Here is a 21,371-nt window from a genome sequence, read left to right on the forward strand (position 1 = left end):
GAAGATCCCGGCCGGGTCCATCGAGTGCTGCGAGCCGTACCCGGTGCCGGTGGCGACCTTGCTGCGCAACACGTACGGCACCGGGCTGGTGCCGCCGAACATGTGCCGGGCCTTGCCGATCTGGTTGAACAGCTGGTCGGCCGCGACCCACATGAAGTCCGCGTACATCAACTCGACGACCGGGCGGTAGCGGCCGTCCAGCGCGATCCCGCCGGCCAGCCCGGTGAACCCGTTCTCGCTGATCGGCGTCCCCAGCACCCGGTCCGGGTAGGCGTCCTTGAGCCCGCGGGTGGCGCCGTTGGTGCCGCCGTTGAGCCGGTGCACGTCCTCGCCCAGCACGACGATCCGGTCGTCGGTCGCCATCCGCCGGTTCATCACCGCCGCGACCGCCTCGATGAACGAGGTGTCGGTGGTGGCTTTGCCGTCGTCACCGTCGTCGCCGTACCGGGCGGCGGCGAACTCGGACAGGTCGCCGCGCACGCCGACGTCCACGAAGGACGGGTCGGGCCACTCCGCCGGCCGGATCTGCTGCTGCCCCGGTTTCCCGCCCGGCAGCGGCTCCAGCAGCTCGGCGCCGACCTCGGTCAGCAGCCGCTCGGCCGCCGCGACCGCCGCGTCCACCCGCTCCCGGCTCAGCAGCCCGCGCCGGACCAGCTGGTCGCCGGTGCGCGCGACCGGGTCGCGGTCCCGCCAGGCGGCCTCCTCCTCCTTGCTGCGGTAGCGGAACGCGCTGCCGGGGAACGGCCCGTTCTGGTGGAAGAACCGGTACGTGTCCGCCTCGACGAGGGTCGGCCCGCGGCCGGCGCGCATGTGCTCGACCGCTTCCCGCATCGCCAGGTGCACGGCGAGCGGGTCCATCCCGTCCACCCGCCAGCTGGCGATGCCGAATCCGGGCCCGCGCGCCGACAGCCGCGGCTCACCGGTCGCCTCGGCCACGCTGGTGGACACCGCGTACTGGTTGTTCTCGACGAAGAAGCAGACCGGCAGGGTCCAGGCCGCGGCGAGGTTGAACGTCTCCAGCGTGGAGCCGATGTTCGCGGCGCCGTCCCCGAAGTACGTCACCGCGACCGCGTCGGTGCCGGCCTGCCGGGCCGACCACGCGTAGCCGGCGGCCTGCGGGACGCCGCCGCCCACGATGGCGTTGGTGCCCATCGCCCCGGCGTCCTTCCACTGCAGGTGCATCGAGCCGCCGCGGCCGTTGCCGTAGCCGCGGGCCAGGCCGCAGATCTCGGCCAGCGTGCGCACCAGCACCGTGCGCACCTCGTCCGGCACGCCCTCGACGAGGTCGAACCCCTTGGGCGCCACGTACGCCAGCGTCTTAGCAAGGAACTGGTGGTGGCCGCGGTGGGAGCCGTTGACCTTGTCCTCGGCGGTGAGCGCGAGCACCGAGCCGACCGCGCCGCCCTCCTGGCCGATGCTGGAGTGCGCGGGCCCGTGCACCAGGCCGGCCGCGGCCAGCGTCAGCACGTATTCCTCGAAGGCCCGGATGAGCACCAGCTGTCCGAACAGCTGCCCGAGCAGCTCGGGCTCCGCCGCGTCCCAGTCCGCGTCGGTCACGACCAGCTCGGTCCAGGGTGCGCCGGGCTCGGGTGTGCGGTGCTCCGTCATCCCGACCTCCTACCGACTCGCGCCGAGCGTCGCATGGATCGGATCCATTTTCCAGCCTGATCGGCGCTGGACATCGACTTCAGGTCTCGGGATAGTCCTCATTGGATCCATCTACCGAGGAGGACGGGGTGGGACTGCCGGGGCTGCGCCGCCTGGACCACATCGGGTTCACCGTGCCCGACCTGGAGGAGGCGACCCGGTTCCTGGTCGACGTGCTCGGCTGCGACTACCTCTACTCGCTCGGTCCGTTCGCCGACGACGGCGACTGGATGGCCGAGCACCTCAACGTGCACCCGCGCACGACGATGGTGGAGAACCGGTTCTTCCGCCTCGGCGGGCAGACGATCCTCGAGGTCTTCCACTACGACGCGCCGTCGCGGCGGGACGCGCCGCCGCGCAACAGCGACGTCGGGGGTCACCACATCGCCTTCTACGTCGACGATCTCGACGCGGCGGTCGCGCACCTGCAGGGGGCCGGGGTGACGGTCTGCGGACACCCGACCGCGAGCCGCAGCCACAACGAGGGTCAGCGCTGGGTCTACTTCCTGTCCCCGTGGGGCATGCAGTTCGAGCTGGTGTCCTACCCGAACGGCAAGGCCTACGACAACGCCCGCGCGGCGGGGACATGACCGCCGAGGCCGTCGTCGCGCCCGCCGCCAGCCGGCGGGTCGCGGACCACCTGCGGTCCGAGATCCTCGGCGGCGGCATCGGCCCGGGCGAGCGGGTCCGGCAGGAGGAGATCGCCCAGCGCCTGGGCGCCAGCCGGATCCCGGTCCGCGAGGCGCTGCGGATGCTGGAGGCCGAGGGCCTGGTCGAGCACGAGGCCAACAAGGGCGCCCGGGTGCCGCGGCTGGGGCAGCACGAGGTCGACGTGATGTACCGGATGCGCGAGCAGCTCGAGCCGCTCGCGCTGACCGAGAGCCTGCCGTACCTGGACGACGCCGAGATCGCCCGGCTGGGCCGGCTGCAGGACGAGATCGAGGCCGGTGTCGACATCGGACGGTTCCTGGAGCTGGACCGCGAGTTCCACCTCGGGACGTACGCGGGCTGCGTCATCGAGCAGCTGACCGCGACGGTGGTCCGGCTCTGGAACTCCACCCAGCACTACCGGCGCGCGTTCGTGCAGCTGTCCGGACCGGGCCGGATGTGGGTGGTCAACGCCGAGCACCGGCTGCTGCTGGACGCGGTCGAGCGCCGGGACGCCACCGACGCCGGCCGGGTCGTCGGCGGGCACATCCGCCGGACCCGGATCGAGCTCTCCCACCACCCGGCGGTCTTCGGGGGGCTGCCGTGAGCGAGCGCGAGGGCTCGCAGCGCGAGCGGACACAGTTCGCGCTGACCGTCAACGGCGAGCGGCGCGAGGTCGAGGCCGACCCGGACACCCCGCTGCTCTACGTGCTGCGCAACGACCTCGGGCTGATGGGCGCCCGGTTCGGTTGCGGGCTCGGGATCTGCGGCGCCTGCTTCGTGCACGTGGACGGCGCGGTGGTCGCCTCCTGCGACACTCCACTGTGGTCGGTCGAGGGCAGGACCGTCGTCACCGTCGAGGGTCTGGCCCCCGGCGACGCGCTGCACCCGGTGCAGCAGGCGGTGCTGGACGAGCAGGCGGCCCAGTGTGCGTACTGCGTGACCGGGGTGATCATGAGCGGGGCGGCGTTGCTGGCCCGCACGCCGAAGCCGGACGAGGCCGCGGTCGTCGGGGCGCTGGAGCGCAACCTCTGCCGCTGCGGCGCCCACGGGCGGATGGTCCGGGCGGTCCTGCGGGCCGGCGATGGCTGACCTGCCGAAGGACCTCGCGGCCAACCCGATCCTGTCCCGCTGGATCCGGGTCGGCCCGGACGGCACGGTCGACGTCCGGGTGGGCAAGGTCGAGATCGGGCAGGGCATCCTCACCGCACTGGCACAGCTGGCCGCGGACGAGCTGCGGGTCGACCTGGCCGACGTCCGGATGCGGCCGGCGGACACGGTCGAGGGACCGGACGAGGGCGTGACCGCGGGCAGCATGTCGATCTCGACCTGCGGGCCGGCGCTGCGGGTGGCCGCGGCCAACGTCCGGATGCTGTTCACGCTCGCGGCCGGCCGGGAATGGCGGGTCGACCCGAGCACGATCACCGTCGAGTCCGGACGGTTCGGCGGGTCGGAAGGACAGGAGACCTCGTACGGGAAGCTGGCCGGCGGGGTGGACCTGGACGTCGCCGCCGATCCAGCCGTGCCGCTGGGCATCGCGGGCAGGTTCACCGGCACCGACGTGGCCCGGCTGGACCTGCCGGACAAGGTCGCCGGCCGGCCCCGGTACGTGCACGACCTGCGGCTGCCGGGCCAGTGGTTCGCCCGGGTGCTGCGACCGCCCTCGCGCGGGGCGCGGCTGGTCGAGGTGGCGGAGCCGGCCGACGTGACCCTGGTCCGGGACGGCTCGTTCCTCGCGGTGGCCGGGCCGGACGAGGCGGTCGTGGTCCGCGCGGCCGAGCGGGTGTGGAGGACCACGGTCTGGTCCGAAGTGGACACCCTGCCGGACGAGGACGATCTGGACTCGTTCCTGCGGGCCGGACCGCACGAGACGATCCCGGTGGTCGAGGACGACGAGCCGGACCCGGCCGGCGGGCGGGAGATCCGGGCGAGCTACAGCCGGCCGTTCGTCGCGCACGCCTCGATGGCGCCCAGCTGCGCGGTCGCGATCTGGCACCCGGACGGTCCGGTCGAGGTCTGGTCGCACAGCCAGGGCATCGTCCCGCTGGGGCGGGCGATCGCCGCCGCGCTCGGCCTGGACCCGGGCACCGTCCACGTGCGACATGCCGAGGGCGCCGGATGCTACGGCCACAACGCGGCCGACGACGCCGCTTTCGACGCGGTGCTGGTGGCCCGGGCCGTACCGGGCACCCCGGTGCAGGTGCAGTGGACCCGGCAGGACGAGCTGGGTTGGGCGCCGTTCTCCTCGGCGATGGTCGCCGACGTCGCGGTCACCGTCGGCGCGGACGGCCGCATCGCCGCCTGGACGTACGACCTGTGGAGCCAGGGGCACAGCGCCCGCCCGGGGTACGCGGGCGTGCCGGGGCTGCTGGCCGCGACCACCCTGGCCGAACCCGCGGTGTACCCGGCCCCGACCGACCCGCCCGTGGCCCGCGGCGCCGGCAGCACCCGCAACGCGCTGCCCGGCTACGACCTGCGCCACCGCCGGATCACCGGGCACCGGCTCACCGAGACCCCCATCCGCAGCTCCGCGATGCGCTCGCTCGGCGGCTACTTCAACGTCTTCGCGATCGAGTCCGCGCTGGACGAGGCCGCGCTCGTGGCCGGCAGGGACCCGCTGGACTTCCGGCTGGCGCACCTGTCCGACGAGCGCGGCCGGCGGGTGCTGACGATGGCCGCCGAGGCCGCCGGCTGGGGCCGCCGGACGGCCGACGGCACCGCGCTCGGCCTCGGGTACGCCCGTTACAAGGGCACCGGCGCCTGGTGCGCGGTGGTGGCCGAGGTCGAGGCGGAGAACGACGTCCGGGTCCGTCGCCTGTGGACGGCCGTCGACGTCGGCCGGGTCGTCAACCCCGACGGGGTGCGGAACCAGATCGAGGGCGGGGCGGTCCAGGCCGCGAGCTGGACGCTGCGGGAGCGGGTCCGCTTCGACCGCCGCCGGGTGACCAGCACGACCTGGGAGTCGTACCCGATCCTGCCTTTCTCGCAGGTGCCCGCGGTGACGGTCGAGATCGCGCCCGCCGACGGGAACCCGTCCGTCGGCGCCGGCGAGGCCGCGCAGGGCCCGACCGCCGGCGCCATCGCCAACGCGCTGGCCGCCGCCGTCGGCGTCCGCGTCCGGGACCTGCCGCTGACCCCCGAAGCAGTCGTGAAGGCGATCGAAGGGACACCGTGATGGGCCGGATCAGCTACGTGCCGCTGGAGCAGATGGACGAGCGGATGCAGGAGGAGATGCACCGCTGCGCCCGGGAGGGGACGCCCCGGCCGGAGAGCTCGGCCGTCCGGGCCCACGCCCCCAACGCGTTCTGGGCCTTCGCCGACTCCTGGAAGGCGATCTTCCATTCCGGCGTGGTCGACCACTCGGTCAAGGAGCTCTGCCGGGTCTACGTGTCCCGGACGGTGAAGTGTGAGTTCTGCGGCAACCAGCGTTCGATCAAGGCGACCAGCGCGGGCCTGGTGGAGCAGCAGTACGACGAGCTGCTCAACTTCGAGTCCTCCGACCGGTACGACGACCGGCAGAAGGCCGCGCTGGCGTACGCGGAGGCGATCGCCTGGCGGCTGGACACCGACGACGCGTTCTGGACGCGGCTGCACGACCACTTCAGCGAGCCGGAGCTGGTCGAGCTCGGCTGCTTCATCGCGCTGACCTTCGGCCAGCAGAGCTGGATCCGCATGCTCGGCATCGACCACCACGAGTACCTGGCCGGCACCGACGCCTCGATGGCGCCGGGCTTCCGGACCGCCGAGGAGCTGGCCGAGAGCAAGGCGGGCACGGACTACTGGGCCAGGTCGTGACCCTGCTGGCCCAGCTGCCGGTGGCCGGCTCGGACCGCCCCGTGCAGTACCGGCTGGCGTCCACACTGGACGGTCTCTACACGCCGTACGCGCTGCGCAGGCCGGCCGGGGACGGCCCGTTCCCGTTCGTGTTCCTGGCCTACGGCAACGGTGGCGGCGGGCTGGAGTGGCTGCGGGAGCGGGTCGCGCACTACCCGTACGTCACCGAGCGGCTGCTCGCGGCCGGGTACGCCTGCGCCTGGGGCCGCTACCGGTCCGAGGTCGAGCTCGGCTACCACACCGGCGGGCCGCTGGTCCGCGACCGCCGGCAGGGCATGGACCTGTTCAACCGGGCGCCGCTGGAGTTCGAGGACGAGCTCGCGATCCTGGCGGACGTCCGCGGCCTGGAGGGCATCGACCCGGACCGGATCGGGCACGTCGGCGTCAGCCACGCCGGCGAGATGCTGTTCAAGCTGGCCTCGTCGTTCCCGGACGCGGTCACCGCGGGCGTCGCCTGCGAGCCGGCCAACCACGAGTTCCTGGACCTGAACACGGATGCGACCGTGACGGTCAACCCGGACACCGGGCTGCGGGACATCGAGGAGATGCAGATGCACTCGCCGGACTACGTCCGGCCGCGCATCGACGAGAAGCTCGTGGCCGAGCGGATCGCCCCGATCCGGACGCCGATTCTCGTCATGGGCCGGGACGACGACCACCTGCAGGGCATCTTCCGGGTCAGCTACGACGTGCTCGCCGAGGCCGGCAAGGACGCCGAGTGGGTGTCGTACGACCACCCGCTGCACGGCTACATCTTCCCGGTCGACGATGCCGTCGACGCGACCCAGGAGCGGGCGGTCGACGGCGTCGTCGAGTTCCTCGGGAAGAAGCTCACTGTGCTGTAACCGGCGGAACGACCAAGAACTCACCAGCTGACGGCGATGTACTTCGACTCCAGGTAGTCGAGCATCCCCTCGTGGCCGCCCTCGCGGCCGATCCCGCTCTGCTTGACCCCGCCGAACGGCGCGGCCGGGTCGCTGACCAGACCGCGGTTCAGCCCGACCATCCCGGCCTCCAGCGCCTCGCTGACCCGCAGCCCGCGGGCGAGGTCGCCGGTGTAGACGTAGGCGACCAGGCCGAACTCGGTGTCGTTGGCCATCCGGATCGCGTCGGCCTCGTCGGTGAACGTGACGATCGGCGCGACCGGGCCGAAGATCTCCTCGCGCAGGATGGCCGCGGCCGGCCGCACGCCGGTCAGCACGGTCGGCGGGTAGTACCAGCCGGTGCCGGACGGGCGGGTCCCGCCGGTCACCGCGGCGGCGCCCTCGGACACCGCCGCCGTCACCAGTTCGTCCACCTTGGACACCGAGTCCTCGTTGACGAGCGGACCGACCTGGGTCTTCTCGTCCGTGCCGGGACCGACCACGAGCGCGGCCATCCGCTCGGCCAGCCGCCGGGAGAACTCCTCGGCCACGCCGGCCTCGACGTAGAACCGGTTCGCGGCCGTGCAGGCCTCGCCCGCGTTGCGCATCTTCGCGACCATCGCGCCCTCCAGCGCGGCGTCGAGATCGGCGTCGGCGAAGACCACGAACGGCGCGTTGCCGCCGAGCTCCATCGAGGTGTTGATGACCTGGTCCGCGGCCTGGGCCAGCAGGACCCGGCCGACCTCGGTCGAGCCGGTGAAGGAGACCTTGCGGACCCGCGGGTCGTGCAGCATCGCCGACACGACCTTGCCGGAGCTGCGGGAGGGCAGCACGTTGACCACGCCGGCCGGGACGCCGGCCTCGGCCAGGATCGCGGCCATCGCCAGCGCGGTCAGCGGGGTGTCGCTGGCCGGCTTGAGGATGCAGGTGCAGCCGGCCGCGAGCGCCGGGCCGATCTTGCGGGTGGCCATCGCGGCCGGGAAGTTCCACGGCGTCACCAGCACCGCGATCCCCACCGGCTGCTGCACGACCACGATCCGGTTCGCCCCGGACGGCGCGGTCATCACCATGCCGGCGGCGCGGACGGCCTCCTCCGCGTACCAGCGGAAGAACTCGGCCGCGTACGCCACCTCGCCGCGGGCGTCGACCAGCGCCTTGCCGTTCTCCAGCGCGATCAGCCGGGCCAGGTCCTCGGCGCGGTCGGTCATCAGCTCGAACGCCCGGCGCAGGATCTCGGCCCGCTCCCGCGGCGCGGTCGCGGCCCAGCCGGCGGCCGCGGCGTCGGCGGCGTCGACCGCGGCCAGCGCGTCCTGCACCGAGCCGTCGGCGACGCTGGCGATCACGTCGCCGGTGGCCGGGTCGTACACGTCGAAACGGCCGCCGGTCGACGCCGGCACCCACTTCCCGCCGAGAAAGAGATCGGTCGGGGCGTCCGCCATGGTTCCTCCTAGAACGGGTTCGCGACCACGAGGTCCTGCGCGGGGAACAACGTGAGTATGCGCGGACCTTCCGGGGTGACCACGACTTCCTCCTCGATCCGGGCCGCGGAGAAGCCGTCACTGGCCGGACAGTACGTCTCCAGCGCGAAGACCATCCCGGTCTGCAGCTCCACCGGCTCGGTCATGCTGTTGAGCCGGGAGATGATCGGCCGCTCGTGCAGGCCGAGCCCGAGCCCGTGCCCGAACTGCAGCCCGAACGCGGCCATCTCGCTCTCGAAGCCGAACTCGGTCGCCTCCGGCCAGACCGCGGCGATCTCGTCGGTGCCGATGCCCGGTTTGACCGTCGCGATCGCCGCGTCCATCCACTCCCGCGCCTTGGTGTAGGCGTCGCGCTGGCTCGCCGTCGAACTGCCGACCGAGAACGTCCGGTAGTAGCAGGTCCGATATCCGTTGTACGAGTGGATGATGTCGAAGAACGCCTGGTCGCCCGGGCGGATCAGCCGGTCGGAGAAGTTGTGCGGGTGCGGGTTGCAGCGCTCGCCGGAGACCGCGTTGATCGCCTCGACCTGGTCCGAGCCCATCTCGTAGAGGCGCTTGTTGGCCAGCGCGACGATCTCGTTCTCCCGGATGCCGGGCTTGAGCACCTCGACGATGTCCTGGTAGACGCCGTCGACCATGGCCGCGGCCTGGGTCAGCAGCATGATCTCGTCGGCGGACTTGATCTGCCGGGCGTCGAGCAGGAACTGCTGCGCGTCCACCACGTGCAGGCCCTGCTTCTGCATCTCGAACAGGAACGGCGGCTCGACGATGTCCACGCCGATCGGCTGGTCGGCCACGCCGGCGTCGGTGAGCATGCCCTTGATCTCGCGGACCGCGCTCGCCATCAGCCCGGCGGTCGGCGCGATCGCGCCGCGCAGGCCGAGCATCCCGGCCCGGCAGTCGTCCGGGTCGAGCCAGGGCGAGTAGAGCTTGTGGTGCCGGGCGGCCGAGCCGAAGTCCCAGAGGGTCGGACCGCCGTCGCGGGTGAGCAACGCGTACCGCGTCATCTTGTCGCCGAGCGCGCCGCCGATCCACGTCTGCGTGGTGTAGCGGATGTTGTAGAAGTCGAAGAGCAGGAACGCGCCGCAGCCGCTGGCCTCCAGCGACGCCTTGGCCCGGGCCAGCCGGTGCTGGCGCAGCCGGTCGAAGTCCACCCGCGACTCGTAGTCGACGCCCATGTGCCCCGGCGCCGGCAGCGGCCGGGCGTCGGTGGTGGTCACCTCGGGCCTCCGCCGAGGCCGTCGTCGACCGGCGTCTCCTCGGCCTTCAGCTCCAGGCCGGACGCGCGGGCCTGCTGCTCCAGCAGGACCGCGAAGTCCTCGGTCACGTGGCCCTCGCTCACCAGCGCCTGCACCAGCTGCGCGGTCGCGGCCGCCACCGGCATCGGCACGTCCAGCTTCCGTGCGGCCGCGAGCCCGAGGTCGAAGTCCTTGCGCAGCAGCACCGGCGTGAACGTCGGCGTGTAGTCCAGGTGCACGTACGCCGGGGACTTGTAGCGGGTGAAGGCCGAGCCCAGCACGCTGTCGTTGAGGAATTCCAGGAACGCGGCCCGGGGCATGCCGCCCTTCTCGGCCAGCACGGTGATCTCGGCCATCGTCTGGGCCACCACGCCGAGCATGAGGTTGTGACAGATCTTCGCCAGCCGGGCGAGGTCGCCCTCCCCCACGTACGTCACGGACTTGCCGATGTGGTCCAGGAGAGGGGCGACCTTGTCGTACGTCGCCCTCGGACCGGAGACGACCAGGGTCAGGTTGCCGGAGGCGACGACCTTGGCGTTGCCGCTGACCGGGGCGGCCAGGAAGTCGACGCCGGCCGCGCTGCACGCCTCCCGGATCGCCTCGGAGGACTCGATCGAGACGGTCGAGCAGTCGACCACGGCGCCGGGCAGGTGCTGCGGATCGGTCAGCAGGCCGCCCTCGCCCAGCAGGACCTCCTCCAGGTCGGCCGGGGTCGAGACCATCGTGAAGACGACGTCGCGGTCGCGCAGGTCCGCGATGGTGTCGGCGACCCCGCAGCCCTCGGACGCGATCGCCTCGGCCTTGGACCGGGTGCGGTTCCACACCGTGGGCTTGACGCCCGCGCGGGCCAGCCGGACGGCCATCGCGGCGCCCATCCGCCCCGCGCCGATCCATCCGACCGAGAGGTCCGGATCGCTCATGTCGTCGCCCTCCTGCAATCGATTGCCAGGTCAGTGTTCGGGATCGTTCTGAAGAGTGTCAAGGATCCTGTCTTGTGATCCTGTCGGGCTGTCCGGCATCCTTCTGCAAACGAGTGCAGCCCAAGCCGCCGACCGGCGAAACGACCAGGAAACCTAAAATGTGGGAGGCATCATGGCGCCGCTGCCGGAGTCCGCCGACGTGGTCGTGATCGGGGCCGGGCACAACGGCCTCGTCTGCGCGGCGTACCTGGCCGCGGCCGGGCTCGAGGTCTGCGTGCTGGAGGCCAGGGAGATCGTCGGCGGCAACACCGTCACCGAGCAGCTGACCCTGCCGGGCTTCGCGCACGACTCCTGCTCCAGCGCGCACGTGCTCATCCAGAGCAACCCGCTGCTGGCCGACGACGAGCTCGGCCTGCTGTCGCAGTACGGGCTGCGGTACGAGACGACCGACCCGGCCGTCGTGCTGCCGCAGGAGGACGGCGACCTGCTGGTCATGTCGCGCGACCTGGCCGCCACCGCGGACGAGCTGGCCCGCTTCTCCGCCGCCGACGCGGCCGCGTTCACCGAGCTCATCACCGGGTGGAACGACGGCCTGGCCGCGGTGCACGGCCGCTGGAACTCCGGCCTGCCGCTGGGCGACCGGGGTGAGGAGTACCTGGCGATGCGGTCGGGCTCGGCCTGGGAGCTGATCCACCAGCGGTTCGCGCACCCGGTGGTGCGCTCGTTCGTGCTCTGGCTGGCGCTGGCGACGATCCAGGACCCGCGCCGGCCCGGCACCGGCGTGCTGCCGGCCTCGATCGCGGCCGGCCGGCTGCGGTTCGGCTGGGCCACCCCGATCGGCGGTTCCGGCGCGCTGCCCGCGGCGCTGGTCCGGCAGCTGGCGGCGCACGGCGGCAGCGTCGCGACCTCCGCGGCGGCGGCCGCCGTCGGCGTGCGGGACGGCCGGGCAGCCGAGGTGACCACAGTGGACGGTCGTCGCATCATCGCGCGCCGGGCCGTGGTGTCCGGCGCGCACCTGGCCACGCTGGCCGGCATGCTCGCATCGCCCAGCGAGGACCTGCTGCGGGCCCGGGACTCGTGGCGGCCGGGGCTGAGCGTGTTCGCCGTGCACGCCGCGCTGCGCGGCGACCTCCGCTACCGCGGCCGGACCGCCGTCGCGGCCGGGTACGGCAGCGTCGAGGGGATCGCCGGCCAGCTCGACGCGTTCCACCGGGGCGAACCGGACGCCCGCGACCCCTGGCTGCTGGTGGTCGACCAGACCGTGGTCGACCCGAGCCGGGCCCCGGACGGCGCCGCCACCGTCAAGCTCCTCACCATCGCCCCCTACGAGCGGGCCGACGGCCGATCCTGGGACGAGAGCAAGGACGAGTACGCGGAGGCGCTGGTGAAGCGGGTCGGGATGCACGCCGGCGGACTGTCCCCCGACGACATCCTGGCGTTGCGGGCGGAATCGCCGGTCGACGTCGCCGCGCACAACCCGGTCAACCTCGGCGGGTCCTGCCACGGCGGCGAGTTCGTCACCCCGGACGGAACCGTGATCCCCGGCTGGACCGACTACGGGACGGGCGTGCCGGGGCTGTTCCTGACCGGCGCGACCAGCCATCCCGGCGGGTCGGTGTCGGGGCGGCCGGGCCGCAACGCCGCCCGCGCCGTGCTGCGGGCACTCGACCTCGACCCGGCCGCGGTGATGGGCCCCCGCTGAGGGGCTCACGATGCGGCGGCCGCGGATCCGCCGAGGTACAGCGTCGCCATCTCCGGATGGTCCCGGACCTCGGCCGCCGTCCCGGTCAGGCGTACCTTGCCGCCCTCCATGACCACGCCGTGGGTGGCCAGACCCAGCCCCAACCGAACGTTCTGCTCGACCAGCAGCACGGTGGTGCCGGCCGCGTTGAGCTCCTGGATGAGGTCGGCCACCCCGGCCAGGCTGCGCGGGTCCAGGCCCAGCGAGGGTTCGTCGAGCAGGATCAGCCGCGGGTCGAGCATGAGGCAGCGGGCGATCTCGACCATCCGGCGCTGCCCGCCGGAGAGGTTGCCGGCGGTGTCGTGTCCGCGCTCCTTGAGGATCGGCATCCGCTCGGTCACCTGCTCCAGCCGCTCCTGCAAGACGCGCCGCTTGCGGCGCAGCAGGAACCCGCCCATGAGCACGTTCTCCCGGACGGTCATCGCGGGGAACAACGCCTGCGACTGCGGGACCTGGGTGATGCCGCGGCGGAGGATCTCGTCCGGCGCCAGCCCGTCGGTACGGTCACCGGCCATCGTGATCGTGCCCTCGCTGCACCGCAGCAGGCCGCTGATCACCCGCAGCACGGTCGACTTGCCCGCGCCGTTGGGCCCGACGATGCAGGTGACCGTGCCCTCGGCGCAGCCGAGATCCACGCCCTGCAGCACGTTTCCACCGCCGTAGCCGGCGGTCACCCCGGACAGCGACAGCAGCATGGTCATCCCCGCTCCGTCGTGGAGGTCCTGGAGGTCGTGGTCAGCTCCGGCTCCGACTCGGTGGCCGCGGGCGGCCGCCAGTCGTCGCCCAGGTAGGCGTCGAGCACGATCGGGTCGTTGCGGATCTCCTGCGGCTCGCCCTCGGCGATCGGACGGCCGCGGGAGAACACCACGACCGGGTCGCAGAGTTCCAGCACCATCGGGATGTTGTGCTCGACTACGAGGAAGGAGATGCCACGGGCGTTGAGCTCCCGGATGACCTCCGTCAGCCGGCCGAGCAGGCTCGGGTTCACGCCGCCGGCGGGCTCGTCGAGCAGGATCAGCTTCGGCTCCAGCATGAGCACCTGGGCCAGCTCGACCAGCTTCTGCTGGCCGTAGGACAGGTCTCCGGCGCGCTGGCCGGCGAGCCGGCGCAGGCCCACGACGTCGAGCAGCTCGCGGGCCCGGTCGGCCTCGTCGCCGCTGACCGCGTCGGCGAACATCGTCTTCCAGTGGCCGTCCGGCACCGGCGCGACGACGTTCTGCAGGACGGTCATCTCGTTGAACAGCCGGGTGGTCTGGAAGGTCCGGCCGAGCCCGAGATGGCCGCGCTTCCAGGGCGGCAGCCTGTCGATCCGGCGCCCCTCGAACCAGACCTCGCCCGCGTCGGCCTGCATGCCGCCGGTGACGAGGTTGAACAGCGTGGTCTTGCCGGAGCCGTTCGGCCCGATCAGCGCGGTGATCGTTCCTTTCCGGACGGTCAGGTCGGCGTTGTCCACCGCGATCAGGCCGCCGAACGCCTTGCTCACGCCCTTGAGCTCCAGCAGCGGCTCGCCCGCCACCAGCTGGTCGCCGGCCGCGGCGGTGGACAGCTCGGCCAGCGCGCGGTCGCGGGTGATGGCCCCGCCGGTGCGGCTCAGCGCCCCGGTCTGGTCGGTGAACTCGACGTCCTCGGGATGCCGCTTGCGCCAGGCCTTCTGCACGGTCGGCAGCAACCCGGCCGGCATGAACAGCACGACCGCCACCAGCACCAGGCCCATCAGCAGCACCCGGGTGCCGGAGCCGCCGCCGAAGACGGTGGCCTCCTCGTTGAGCAGCTGGACGATGAACGCGCCGACCACCGGTCCGTACAGGGTGCCGCGGCCGCCGACGAGCGCGGACAGCACGATCATCACCGAGCCGAGGATCGCGAACGCCCCGACCGGGTTGAGAAACGTGAGGAAGTACGCGTAGACGCCGCCGGCGACGCCGATGAAGAACGAGCTGGCCGCGTAGGCCACGATCTTGAAGCGGGTGGTGTCCACCCCGATCGCGGCCGCCTTGCCCTCGTCCTCGCGGATCGCGACCAGCCCGGTGCCGAACTTGGTCCGCCGGATCCAGGCGCTGAACAACACGGTGAGCACGAGCACCAGCAGGAACGCGTAGTAGAAGGGGATGTTCTGGAAGTCCTTGCCCCAGAAGGGCAGCTCCAGCGTGATCCCGTCCGAGCCCTTGGTCAGCCCGCGCAGGTTCACCGCGAGGATCTGGGCCGCGAGCAGCAGCGCGATCGTGATGATGACGAACGCGTGCCCGCGGGTCCGCAGCACCACCCAGCCGGCCACGATCGCGATCACGACCGCGGTCACCCCGCCCAGCGGGGCGATCCACAGTGGATTGACGCCGGTGTGCAACGCCACGATCGCGGTCGTGTACGAGCCCAGTCCCAGGAACATGCTGTGTCCCAGGGAGGTGTAGCCGGCGTACCCGGAGATGATGTTCCAGCTCGAGGCCTGGATGGCGAGCAGGAACATCATCAGCGCGACGCCCTGCGTGTACGGGCTCCACGGGTTGAGGACCGGGTAGAGCAGCGCGGCCAGCAGCACGATGCCGGCCGCGAGCCGGGAGCGCGGCATGCGGCCGAGGAATCCCGGCAGCCGCGGGCTCATGCCGCCACTCCGTCCTCACGCAGCCGGGCTCCGAACAGGCCCTGCGGCCGGGCCAGCAGCACCACCATGATCACCAGGTAGAAGACCAGCGTCGACCAGCGCAGCGACCCGTACGTGGCGGTGAGCGTCTCGGCCAGGCCGAGGATCAGCGCGCCCACCATCGCGCCGGGCAGGCTGCCCATCCCGCCCAGCACGACGATCCCGAGCAGCCGGGAGATCCAGTCGTAGTGCGACGCGGGGAAGAACGGGTACAGCACCGAGAGGATCGAGCCGCCGACCCCGGCGCTGGCGCTGCCGAGGGCGAACGCCAGCGCCGCCGTGCCGGCCGCGCTGACGCCGACCAGGGCCGCGGCCGAGGGGTTCTGCGAGACCGCCCGGATGGCCCGCCCGGTCCAGGTCCGGGTGAGGACGAGATAGAGCCCGGCCAGCACGACCAGCGCGGCCAGGAACCCGTACACCTGCGGCTTGGGCAGGTGGATCGAGCCGACGGTGAAGGACTCCTCGAAGTACGACGGGGTGGCCGACTTGAACTTGTTGCCGGCCACCACGTTCAGGACGCCCTCGATGACGAGGGCGATCCCGAACGTCAGCAGCACCGACATCGAGGGCGACTGGCCCTTGATGCGGGAGACCACGAGCCGGTAGAGCAGCCAACCCAGGCCGAACATCAGCGGCGTCGTGATGACCGAGGCGAGGATCGGGTCGATGCCGGTCTCCCGCCAGAGCCACCAGGTGAACGTCGCGACCAGGATGAGGAACGCGCCCTGGGCGATGTTGATGATCTGCATGACGCCGAAGATGAGGGTCAGTCCCGAGGCCATGAGGGCGTAGACGCCCCCGATGAGAAGGCCGAGGACCAGGGCCTGGATCAGCTGCGCCATGGGCTCACTTCCAGTCGGGCTTGGGGTTGACGACCGACTGGGTGGTCGCGGCCTCGCTCGGCGCCACCACCTGGACCTTGCCGGACTGCCACTGCGCCAGCAGGAACTGGCCCTGCGGCTCGCCGGTCTGGCTCCAGCTCAGCGGGCCGAGGATCGTCTGCACCGTGTTGGAGTGCAGCCAGTCCCGGATCTTGGCCTGGTCGATGGATCCGACCGCGGTGACCGCCGCCTGCAGCACCTGCGCCGCGGCGAAGGCGTCGGCGGCGTCCTCGGCCGGGTCGGCGTTCTTGTACGCGGTCTTGTAGTCCGCGACGAAGTCCGGGTTCTGCGGCGTCTTCGCGTCCTGGTTCCAGCTGACCGTGTAGAAGACGCCCTCGGTGTTGGCCGCCCCGATGCCGTCGCTGTACTGGCCGGCGTTGCTGGGGGCCGAGGTCTGGAACAGCATCTTCGGCGAGTAGTTGAGCTGCTTCAGCGACCGGACCAGGCCGACGCCGTCCTCGAACACCGCGCCCTGGGCGATGAGGTCGGGCTTCTTGCTGGCCAGCTGGCTGGCGATCGACTGGAAGTTCGTCGTGTCGGCCGGGTACGTCTGGGTGTAGAGCGTCTTGACCCCCAGCGCCTCCAGCTGCTTCTGCATCGAGGAGATCACCGGCGTCGCGAACGGGTCGTCCTGGGTCGGGTACGCCGCGGTCTTCGGCCGCTGGTCGGCCGGCAGCGTCTTGATGTAGTTGACGAACACGTCGGCCTGGTGGGGCGCCGTCGCGGGCTGGGCGAAGAACAGGTTCTTGAAGCCGCGGGCGAACATGTTCGGCGCACCGCCGGCGGGCTCGACGAAGACCATCTGGTTCTTCTCGGCCACCGCGGACGCCGGGTAGTTCAGCAGCGAGGAGAAGGTTCCCAGCAGCAGGTCCACCTTGTCCTGGGTGATGAGCTTCGTGTAGTCGGTGACCACGGTGTCCTGGTTGCTGGCGTCGTCCACGATCTTGAGCTGGATCTGCCGGCCGAGCAGGCCGCCCTTGGCGTTGACCTGCTTCTGCCAGACCTCGTAGCCGCGCCGGGCCTCGCCGCCCGGCTGGGAGAAGTCCCCGGTCAGCGGCAGCGAGATGCCGATGACCAGTGGTTCGGTCGAGGTCGTGGCCTGCTCGGACGGGCGGGAGCCGCAGGCGGACAAGCCCACGGCGGCCACCATCGCGAGCGCGACGGCGCCGAGCACGCGACGGCGCGAGCCGGGGACAGGGGACGGATGAGCGCGCATTCGGGCCCTCCACGCTGAGGCGTTATGGGGTCGCCACTTGACAGCAATCGTTTGCTGCCCCGGATCATGTGTTCGCCGCCACAGCGGTGTCAAGGGGCTGGATGCATCTAGTGAGCCACGGATATCGCATGGTCACACTCACTGCAAACGAGTGCGACAGTCGGTTACGATCGGCCGGACGGGGTCGGTCCCCGGCGGGAGGAGCGCGCGTGCCGGCCAGCATCACCCTCGGGACGTTCACGCCGTCGGTGCTGCTGCGGGTGGCCCGCCGGACCGGCCGGCTCGCCGACGCCGGGCTCGACGTCACCGAGTCCGCCGTGCCGTCCTCGCCGGGCCAGTTCGCCGCGCTGCTCGACGGCGCCCTGGACGCGGTGCTGACCAGTCCGGACAACGTGCTGGCCTACCGCTACAGCCCGACCAACGCGCTCGGCCGGACCGCGGACGCCCGGATCGTGTCCGCTGTGGACAGAGGCATGGGCCTCGGCCTGTACGGCCGCTCCGCCGACCTGCGCGGGGCGACGTTCGGCGTCGACGTACCGGGCTCGGGCTTCGCCTTCGCCCTGTACGCGCTGGCCGAGTCGATCGGCCTGACCCGCGAGGACTACGAGATCGTCGCGCTCGGCTCGACCCCGAAGCGGCTGCAGGCGCTGCTCGCGGGCGAGTGCGCCGCGACGATGCTCAACGCCGGCAACGAGCTGCACGCCGAGGCGGCCGGCTACCGTCCACTCGCGACGGTCAGCGCGACCCTCTCCCCCTACCTCGGTACGGTCCTGGCCGTGGTGGGCGACGCGACTTCCGCGGCGCACGCGCTGGCGGACGTGCTGACCGCCACCGCGGCCGAGATCGTGGCCGGCACGCTCGGCGCCGAGGTGGTGGCGGAGGCAGCCGACGCGCTCGGGCTGCCCGAGGAGCTGGGCCGGCGCTACCTGGACCGGCTGCGGGACCCGGCCGCGGGGCTGGTGCCCGACGGCGTCGTCGATCCCGGCTCGATCCGGACGCTGGTCGACCTGCGCCGGCGCTACCGGCCCGAGACCGCCGACGGGGCGGACGTGTTCGCGCCGGCGTTGCAGGCGGGATCGGGTCTGCTGGTCGCGCGCTGATGACCGGACCGGACCGGGCCTCGCTGCGGCTGCTGCAGCTGACGTCGTTCGCCAGCACGCTCGACCGGTTCGCGATGCCGCCGGTGCTGCTGGCGATCTCGCGGGACCTGGCGGTGCCGCTGCCGTCGGTGGTCACCGCGGCCGGCGTCTACTACATCGCGTACGGGGCGATGCAGCCGGTGTGGGGCATGGTCTCCGACCGGCTCGGCCGGGTCCGGACGCTGCGGATCACGCTGCTGCTGGCCGCGCTGGCGACGGCCGCGTCCACGACCGTCCAGGACGTGACCGAGCTGACGATCACCCGCGGGCTGGCCGGTGCGTTCTTCGGCGCGGCCATGCCGACCTGCCTGATCTACGTCGGCGACATGGTGCCGACCGCCCGCCGGCAGCAGGAGCTGACCCGGCTGCTGGTCGGGGTCGCGCTCGGCACGGCGCTGGCGGCCGTCGGGGCCGGGGCGCTGGCGCAGGCCGCGAGCTGGCGGATCGCGTTCGGACTGACCGGCGCCTGGGCGCTGGTGCTCTGCGTGCTGCTGCGCACGCTGCCCGAGCCGCCGCCGCGTCCCCGGCAGAGCCTGCTCGCGCCGCTTCGGCAGGTCGCCGCGACGCCGGCGGCGCTGCTGGTGCTGCTGCTGTCCTTCGTCGAGGGCGTCGTGCTGCTCGGCACGCTGACGCTGCTGCCGGCCGCGGTGGAGTCGGCCGGGACCGGGTCCGCGCTGGCCGGCGCCGTCACCGCCGCGTACGGGCTGGCCGTGCTGACGTTCGCGCCGCTGGTCGGGCGGCTCTCCCGGGGCTGGCCGGTCTGGCGGCTGATCGGGATCGGCGGGACCGCGGCCGTGCTGGGCTGCCTGACCGCCGCGCTCTCGCAGCGGGCGGCGGTCGCGGCGCTGGCGGCCGTCCTGCTGGGACTGGCCTGGGCCGCGATGCACTCGTCGCTGCAGACGTGGGCGACCCAGGTGCTGCCGGGCGGCCGGGCCACGATGGTCTCGCTGTTCGCCGGGTCGTTGTTCGCCGGCAGCGCGGTCGCCTCGGCGGTGCTGGCCGGGCCGGCCGGCGACGACCGGTACGCGCTGATCTTCGGCTCGCTCGCGCTGCTCGCGGTCCCGCTGGTGCTGGCCGGCGCGGCCGGCCGGTCCCGCTGGAAGCCACCACCGGACCCGGTTTCCGACGGCGTTCCCGTGGCCGGGATCTAGGATCCGATCGTGCCCGCGCCGACACTCCGCGACGTCGCCCAGGTGGCCGGCGTCCATCCGGCGACCGCCTCCCGGGCGCTGAACCCGCAGACCCGCCCGCTGGTCAACGCCGACACCGCCCGCAAGGTGCTGCGGGCGGCGGAGTCGCTGGGCTACCAGCCGAACCCGATCGCGCGCAGCCTGAAGACCGCGCGGACCACGACGGTCGGGATGGTCATCCCGGACCTGACCAACCCGTTGTTCCCGCCGATCGTGCGCGGGGCCGAGGACGTGCTCGCCTCGGCCGGCTACAACGCCTGGATCGCCAACACCGACAACGACCCGAAGCGGGAGGAGGCGCAGATCGAGTCGCTGCGCTCCCGCCAGGTCGAGGGGCTCATCATCGCGACGGCCCGGCGCGACCACCCGCTGCTGACCCGGCTGCACGAGCAGCGGGTGCCGATGGTGCTGGTGAACCGGCGCGTCGACAACCTCGAGCTGCCCCAGGTGAGCGCGGACGACGCGGTCGGCATCGAGCTCGCGGTCGCGCACCTGGCCGCGCTCGGGCACCGGCGGGTCGCGCACCTGGCCGGGCCGCAGGACACCTCGACCGGGGTCGCCCGGGCCCGGGCCTTCCGGCACTCGGTCCGCGACCACGGGCTCGCCGACGATCCCGCGCTGGTGGTCGAGTGCGCGTACTGGTCCGAAGAGGACGGTGCGGCCGGGGTACGCCGGCTGCTCGACGCCGGCGCCGAGTTCACCGCGATCGTCGGCGGCAACGACCTGCTCGCGCTCGGCTGCTACGACGTGTTCGCCGAGCGCGGGCTGCGCTGCCCCGAGGACGTCAGCCTGGTCGGCTTCAACGGGATGCCGTTCCTGGACAAGATGCGGCCGCCGCTGACGACCGTGAGCATCCCGCACTACGAGCTCGGCGTGGAGGCGGCCCGGCTCCTCCTCGACGCGATCGAGGAACCGGACCGCACGCCCCGCTCGGTCCTGCTGGCCCCGTCGTTGGTCGTCCGCAGCTCGACCGCGCCGCGTTAGGCCCAGGGGCGTTCGGAGCGGGTTCTCCAGTAGGCGTCGGGTTTCTCGACCAGTACGGACAGGTCGTCGCGGTCCTGGTCGTCGAGCTCGACCCGGCTCGCGTTGGCGGAGAGCTGGGCCGGGGTGACGGCACCGGAGAGGATGACGTCGCACCAGGGCTGGGCCGTCGCGGCGGACAGGGCGACCGCGTCCGGGGTGACGCCGTGCCTGGTCGCGACGGCGGCCAGCGGCGCCGGGACGTCGACGGCCAGGCGACCGTTGGCGACGCCCTCCTTGACCACGACGCGCCAGCCGGCGTCGTGCGCGGCGGCGAGCGCCGGGCCGGCCGAGACCTCCATGAGGTTCCAGGTCGACTGGACCGACGTGAACAGGCCGGGCCCGGCCACCCGCTCGATCGCCTCGGCCTGGTTCGGGCCGGAGGTGGAGACGCCGAGCTCGACGCCGCTGTCGCGCAGGGCCGTCAGCCGGTCCAGCAGCGGGCGGTCGGTCAGCAGCGGGCTGTCCGGGGTCACCGAATGGACCTGGTAGAGCCGCAGCCGGTCGCCGAGCAGGGCCCGGGTCTCGGCCAGCTGGCGCTCGAACGTGGCCAGGTCGTGGCTCTTCACCTCGTGCTGCGGGGCGTCCGTCCGCCACTCGCCCACGTACGAGTAGCCCCACTTGCTGGCCACGAACACGTCGTCCACGCCGCGGGCGTCGAGCCAGGAGCCGAGGAACTGCTCGGCGTCGCCGTAGGAGCGGGCGGCGTCGGCGTACCGGATGCCGATCGCGTACGCGTGGTCGAGCAGTTCGTGCGCGCGGGCCCGCAGTTCGTCCCGGCTGCGCGGGCCCGGCAGGTCCCGGTCCCGCCCGGACGTGATGTACGCCGGCCGCCCGATCGCCGCCAACCCCAACCCCATCTCCGCCACCCCCAGAACCTATCCACTCCCCGGCGGTGAGATGTCAGTACGCGATGGG

General features: G+C 72.5%; 19 protein-coding genes. 10 read left to right on the forward strand and 9 right to left on the reverse strand.

Going from position 1 to position 21,371, the window contains the following annotated elements; translation table 11 throughout:
* On the reverse strand, positions 1-1,608 hold a 1,608-nt coding region (locus tag VGP36_16990; protein HEV7656412.1), incomplete at its 3' end, for a thiamine pyrophosphate-dependent enzyme.
* 128 nt (positions 1,609-1,736) lie between these two features.
* On the opposite strand from VGP36_16990, the gene VGP36_16995 reads away from it, so the two are divergent.
* From VGP36_16995 to VGP36_17020, 6 genes are read left to right on the forward strand one after another with little or no spacing between them, the layout of a single operon-like run.
* Positions 1,737-2,237, forward strand: coding sequence for a VOC family protein (locus VGP36_16995; GenBank protein ID HEV7656413.1), 501 nt, complete (start codon positions 1,737-1,739; stop codon positions 2,235-2,237).
* Positions 2,234-2,902: a GntR family transcriptional regulator gene (locus VGP36_17000; GenBank protein ID HEV7656414.1), complete on the forward strand. Its 669-nt coding sequence runs from the start codon at positions 2,234-2,236 to the stop codon at positions 2,900-2,902. Before VGP36_16995 ends, VGP36_17000 begins: the two co-directional genes overlap by 4 nt.
* On the forward strand, positions 2,899-3,387 hold the full coding sequence (locus VGP36_17005) for a (2Fe-2S)-binding protein (GenBank protein HEV7656415.1): 489 nt from the start codon (positions 2,899-2,901) through the stop codon (positions 3,385-3,387). Before VGP36_17000 ends, VGP36_17005 begins: the two co-directional genes overlap by 4 nt.
* Positions 3,380-5,470: a molybdopterin cofactor-binding domain-containing protein gene (locus VGP36_17010; GenBank protein HEV7656416.1), complete on the forward strand. Its 2,091-nt coding sequence runs from the start codon at positions 3,380-3,382 to the stop codon at positions 5,468-5,470. The genes VGP36_17005 and VGP36_17010 overlap by 8 nt, the downstream gene beginning before the upstream one ends.
* Positions 5,470-6,090, forward strand: coding sequence for a carboxymuconolactone decarboxylase family protein (locus VGP36_17015; GenBank protein ID HEV7656417.1), 621 nt, complete (start codon positions 5,470-5,472; stop codon positions 6,088-6,090). The genes VGP36_17010 and VGP36_17015 overlap by 1 nt, the downstream gene beginning before the upstream one ends.
* Positions 6,087-6,974 carry a hypothetical protein gene (locus VGP36_17020; GenBank protein ID HEV7656418.1) on the forward strand — a complete coding sequence of 296 codons (888 nt, stop codon included), beginning with the start codon at positions 6,087-6,089 and terminating at the stop codon, positions 6,972-6,974. Before VGP36_17015 ends, VGP36_17020 begins: the two co-directional genes overlap by 4 nt.
* Positions 6,975-6,994: 20 nt before the next feature.
* On the opposite strand, the gene VGP36_17025 is transcribed toward VGP36_17020, so the two are convergent.
* The 3 genes from VGP36_17025 to VGP36_17035 are packed head-to-tail and all read right to left on the reverse strand — an operon-like array spanning position 6,995 to position 10,628.
* Positions 6,995-8,431 (reverse strand): NAD-dependent succinate-semialdehyde dehydrogenase, encoded by a 1,437-nt coding sequence (locus tag VGP36_17025; GenBank protein ID HEV7656419.1) that lies wholly within the window; start codon positions 8,429-8,431, stop codon positions 6,995-6,997.
* Positions 8,432-8,439: 8 nt separating this feature from the next.
* A complete protein-coding gene (locus VGP36_17030; protein ID HEV7656420.1) occupies positions 8,440-9,690 on the reverse strand; it encodes a Xaa-Pro peptidase family protein in 1,251 nt (416 codons plus the stop codon).
* The gene (locus tag VGP36_17035; protein ID HEV7656421.1) at positions 9,687-10,628 is read right to left on the reverse strand and encodes an NAD(P)-dependent oxidoreductase; all 942 of its coding nucleotides are present in this window, start codon (positions 10,626-10,628) and stop codon (positions 9,687-9,689) included. Before VGP36_17035 ends, VGP36_17030 begins: the two co-directional genes overlap by 4 nt.
* A 172-nt stretch (positions 10,629-10,800) precedes the next feature.
* Between VGP36_17035 and VGP36_17040 the strand changes: the two genes are divergently transcribed.
* A complete protein-coding gene (locus VGP36_17040; GenBank protein ID HEV7656422.1) occupies positions 10,801-12,330 on the forward strand; it encodes an NAD(P)/FAD-dependent oxidoreductase in 1,530 nt (509 codons plus the stop codon).
* 5 nt (positions 12,331-12,335) lie between these two features.
* On the opposite strand, the gene VGP36_17045 is transcribed toward VGP36_17040, so the two are convergent.
* The 4 genes from VGP36_17045 to VGP36_17060 are packed head-to-tail and all read right to left on the reverse strand — an operon-like array spanning position 12,336 to position 17,026.
* A complete protein-coding gene (locus VGP36_17045; GenBank protein HEV7656423.1) occupies positions 12,336-13,070 on the reverse strand; it encodes an ABC transporter ATP-binding protein in 735 nt (244 codons plus the stop codon).
* The gene (locus VGP36_17050) at positions 13,067-14,968 is read right to left on the reverse strand and encodes a branched-chain amino acid ABC transporter ATP-binding protein/permease (protein HEV7656424.1); all 1,902 of its coding nucleotides are present in this window, start codon (positions 14,966-14,968) and stop codon (positions 13,067-13,069) included. The genes VGP36_17045 and VGP36_17050 overlap by 4 nt, the downstream gene beginning before the upstream one ends.
* On the reverse strand, positions 14,965-15,849 hold the full coding sequence (locus tag VGP36_17055; protein HEV7656425.1) for a branched-chain amino acid ABC transporter permease: 885 nt from the start codon (positions 15,847-15,849) through the stop codon (positions 14,965-14,967). Before VGP36_17055 ends, VGP36_17050 begins: the two co-directional genes overlap by 4 nt.
* Positions 15,850-15,853: 4 nt before the next feature.
* Positions 15,854-17,026: an amino acid ABC transporter substrate-binding protein gene (locus VGP36_17060; protein ID HEV7656426.1), complete on the reverse strand. Its 1,173-nt coding sequence runs from the start codon at positions 17,024-17,026 to the stop codon at positions 15,854-15,856.
* Positions 17,027-17,313: 287 nt separating this feature from the next.
* Here VGP36_17060 and VGP36_17065 point away from each other — a divergent pair, with 287 nt between their 5' ends.
* Genes VGP36_17065 through VGP36_17075 form a run of 3 tightly spaced genes read left to right on the forward strand, consistent with a single transcriptional unit; the run spans position 17,314 to position 20,417 of the window.
* Positions 17,314-18,204 (forward strand): hypothetical protein, encoded by an 891-nt coding sequence (locus VGP36_17065; protein HEV7656427.1) that lies wholly within the window; start codon positions 17,314-17,316, stop codon positions 18,202-18,204.
* Positions 18,204-19,394, forward strand: a complete 1,191-nt coding sequence (locus VGP36_17070) for an MFS transporter (protein ID HEV7656428.1) — start codon at positions 18,204-18,206, stop codon at positions 19,392-19,394. The genes VGP36_17065 and VGP36_17070 overlap by 1 nt, the downstream gene beginning before the upstream one ends.
* Positions 19,395-19,403: 9 nt before the next feature.
* Entirely contained in the window at positions 19,404-20,417 is a 1,014-nt protein-coding gene (locus VGP36_17075) for a LacI family DNA-binding transcriptional regulator (GenBank protein ID HEV7656429.1), read from the forward strand.
* Here the strand turns inward: VGP36_17075 and VGP36_17080 are convergent.
* The gene (locus tag VGP36_17080) at positions 20,414-21,313 is read right to left on the reverse strand and encodes an aldo/keto reductase (protein ID HEV7656430.1); all 900 of its coding nucleotides are present in this window, start codon (positions 21,311-21,313) and stop codon (positions 20,414-20,416) included. The genes VGP36_17075 and VGP36_17080 overlap by 4 nt on opposite strands.
* Positions 21,314-21,371: the final 58 nt, after the last annotated feature.

The organism is Mycobacteriales bacterium (assembly GCA_035995165.1).
Classification (GTDB): Bacteria; Actinomycetota; Actinomycetes; order Mycobacteriales; family CADCTP01; genus CADCTP01.

Bases quoted from the DNA above. Each gene is read 5' to 3' on its own strand.
- VGP36_17055 (HEV7656425.1), bottom strand. From the start codon at position 15,849: ATGGCGCAGCTGATCCAGGCCCTGGTCCTCGGCCTTCTCATCGGGGGC.
- VGP36_17040 (HEV7656422.1), top strand. From the start codon at position 10,801: ATGGCGCCGCTGCCGGAGTCCGCCGACGTGGTCGTGATCGGGGCCGGG.
- VGP36_17080 (HEV7656430.1), bottom strand. From the start codon at position 21,313: ATGGGGTTGGGGTTGGCGGCGATCGGGCGGCCGGCGTACATCACGTCC.
- VGP36_17015 (HEV7656417.1), top strand. From the start codon at position 5,470: ATGGGCCGGATCAGCTACGTGCCGCTGGAGCAGATGGACGAGCGGATG.
- VGP36_17025 (HEV7656419.1), bottom strand. From the start codon at position 8,431: ATGGCGGACGCCCCGACCGATCTCTTTCTCGGCGGGAAGTGGGTGCCG.
- VGP36_17045 (HEV7656423.1), bottom strand. From the start codon at position 13,070: ATGACCATGCTGCTGTCGCTGTCCGGGGTGACCGCCGGCTACGGCGGT.
- VGP36_17035 (HEV7656421.1), bottom strand. From the start codon at position 10,628: ATGAGCGATCCGGACCTCTCGGTCGGATGGATCGGCGCGGGGCGGATG.
- VGP36_17070 (HEV7656428.1), top strand. From the start codon at position 18,204: ATGACCGGACCGGACCGGGCCTCGCTGCGGCTGCTGCAGCTGACGTCG.
- VGP36_17000 (HEV7656414.1), top strand. From the start codon at position 2,234: ATGACCGCCGAGGCCGTCGTCGCGCCCGCCGCCAGCCGGCGGGTCGCG.
- VGP36_17050 (HEV7656424.1), bottom strand. From the start codon at position 14,968: ATGAGCCCGCGGCTGCCGGGATTCCTCGGCCGCATGCCGCGCTCCCGG.
- VGP36_17010 (HEV7656416.1), top strand. From the start codon at position 3,380: ATGGCTGACCTGCCGAAGGACCTCGCGGCCAACCCGATCCTGTCCCGC.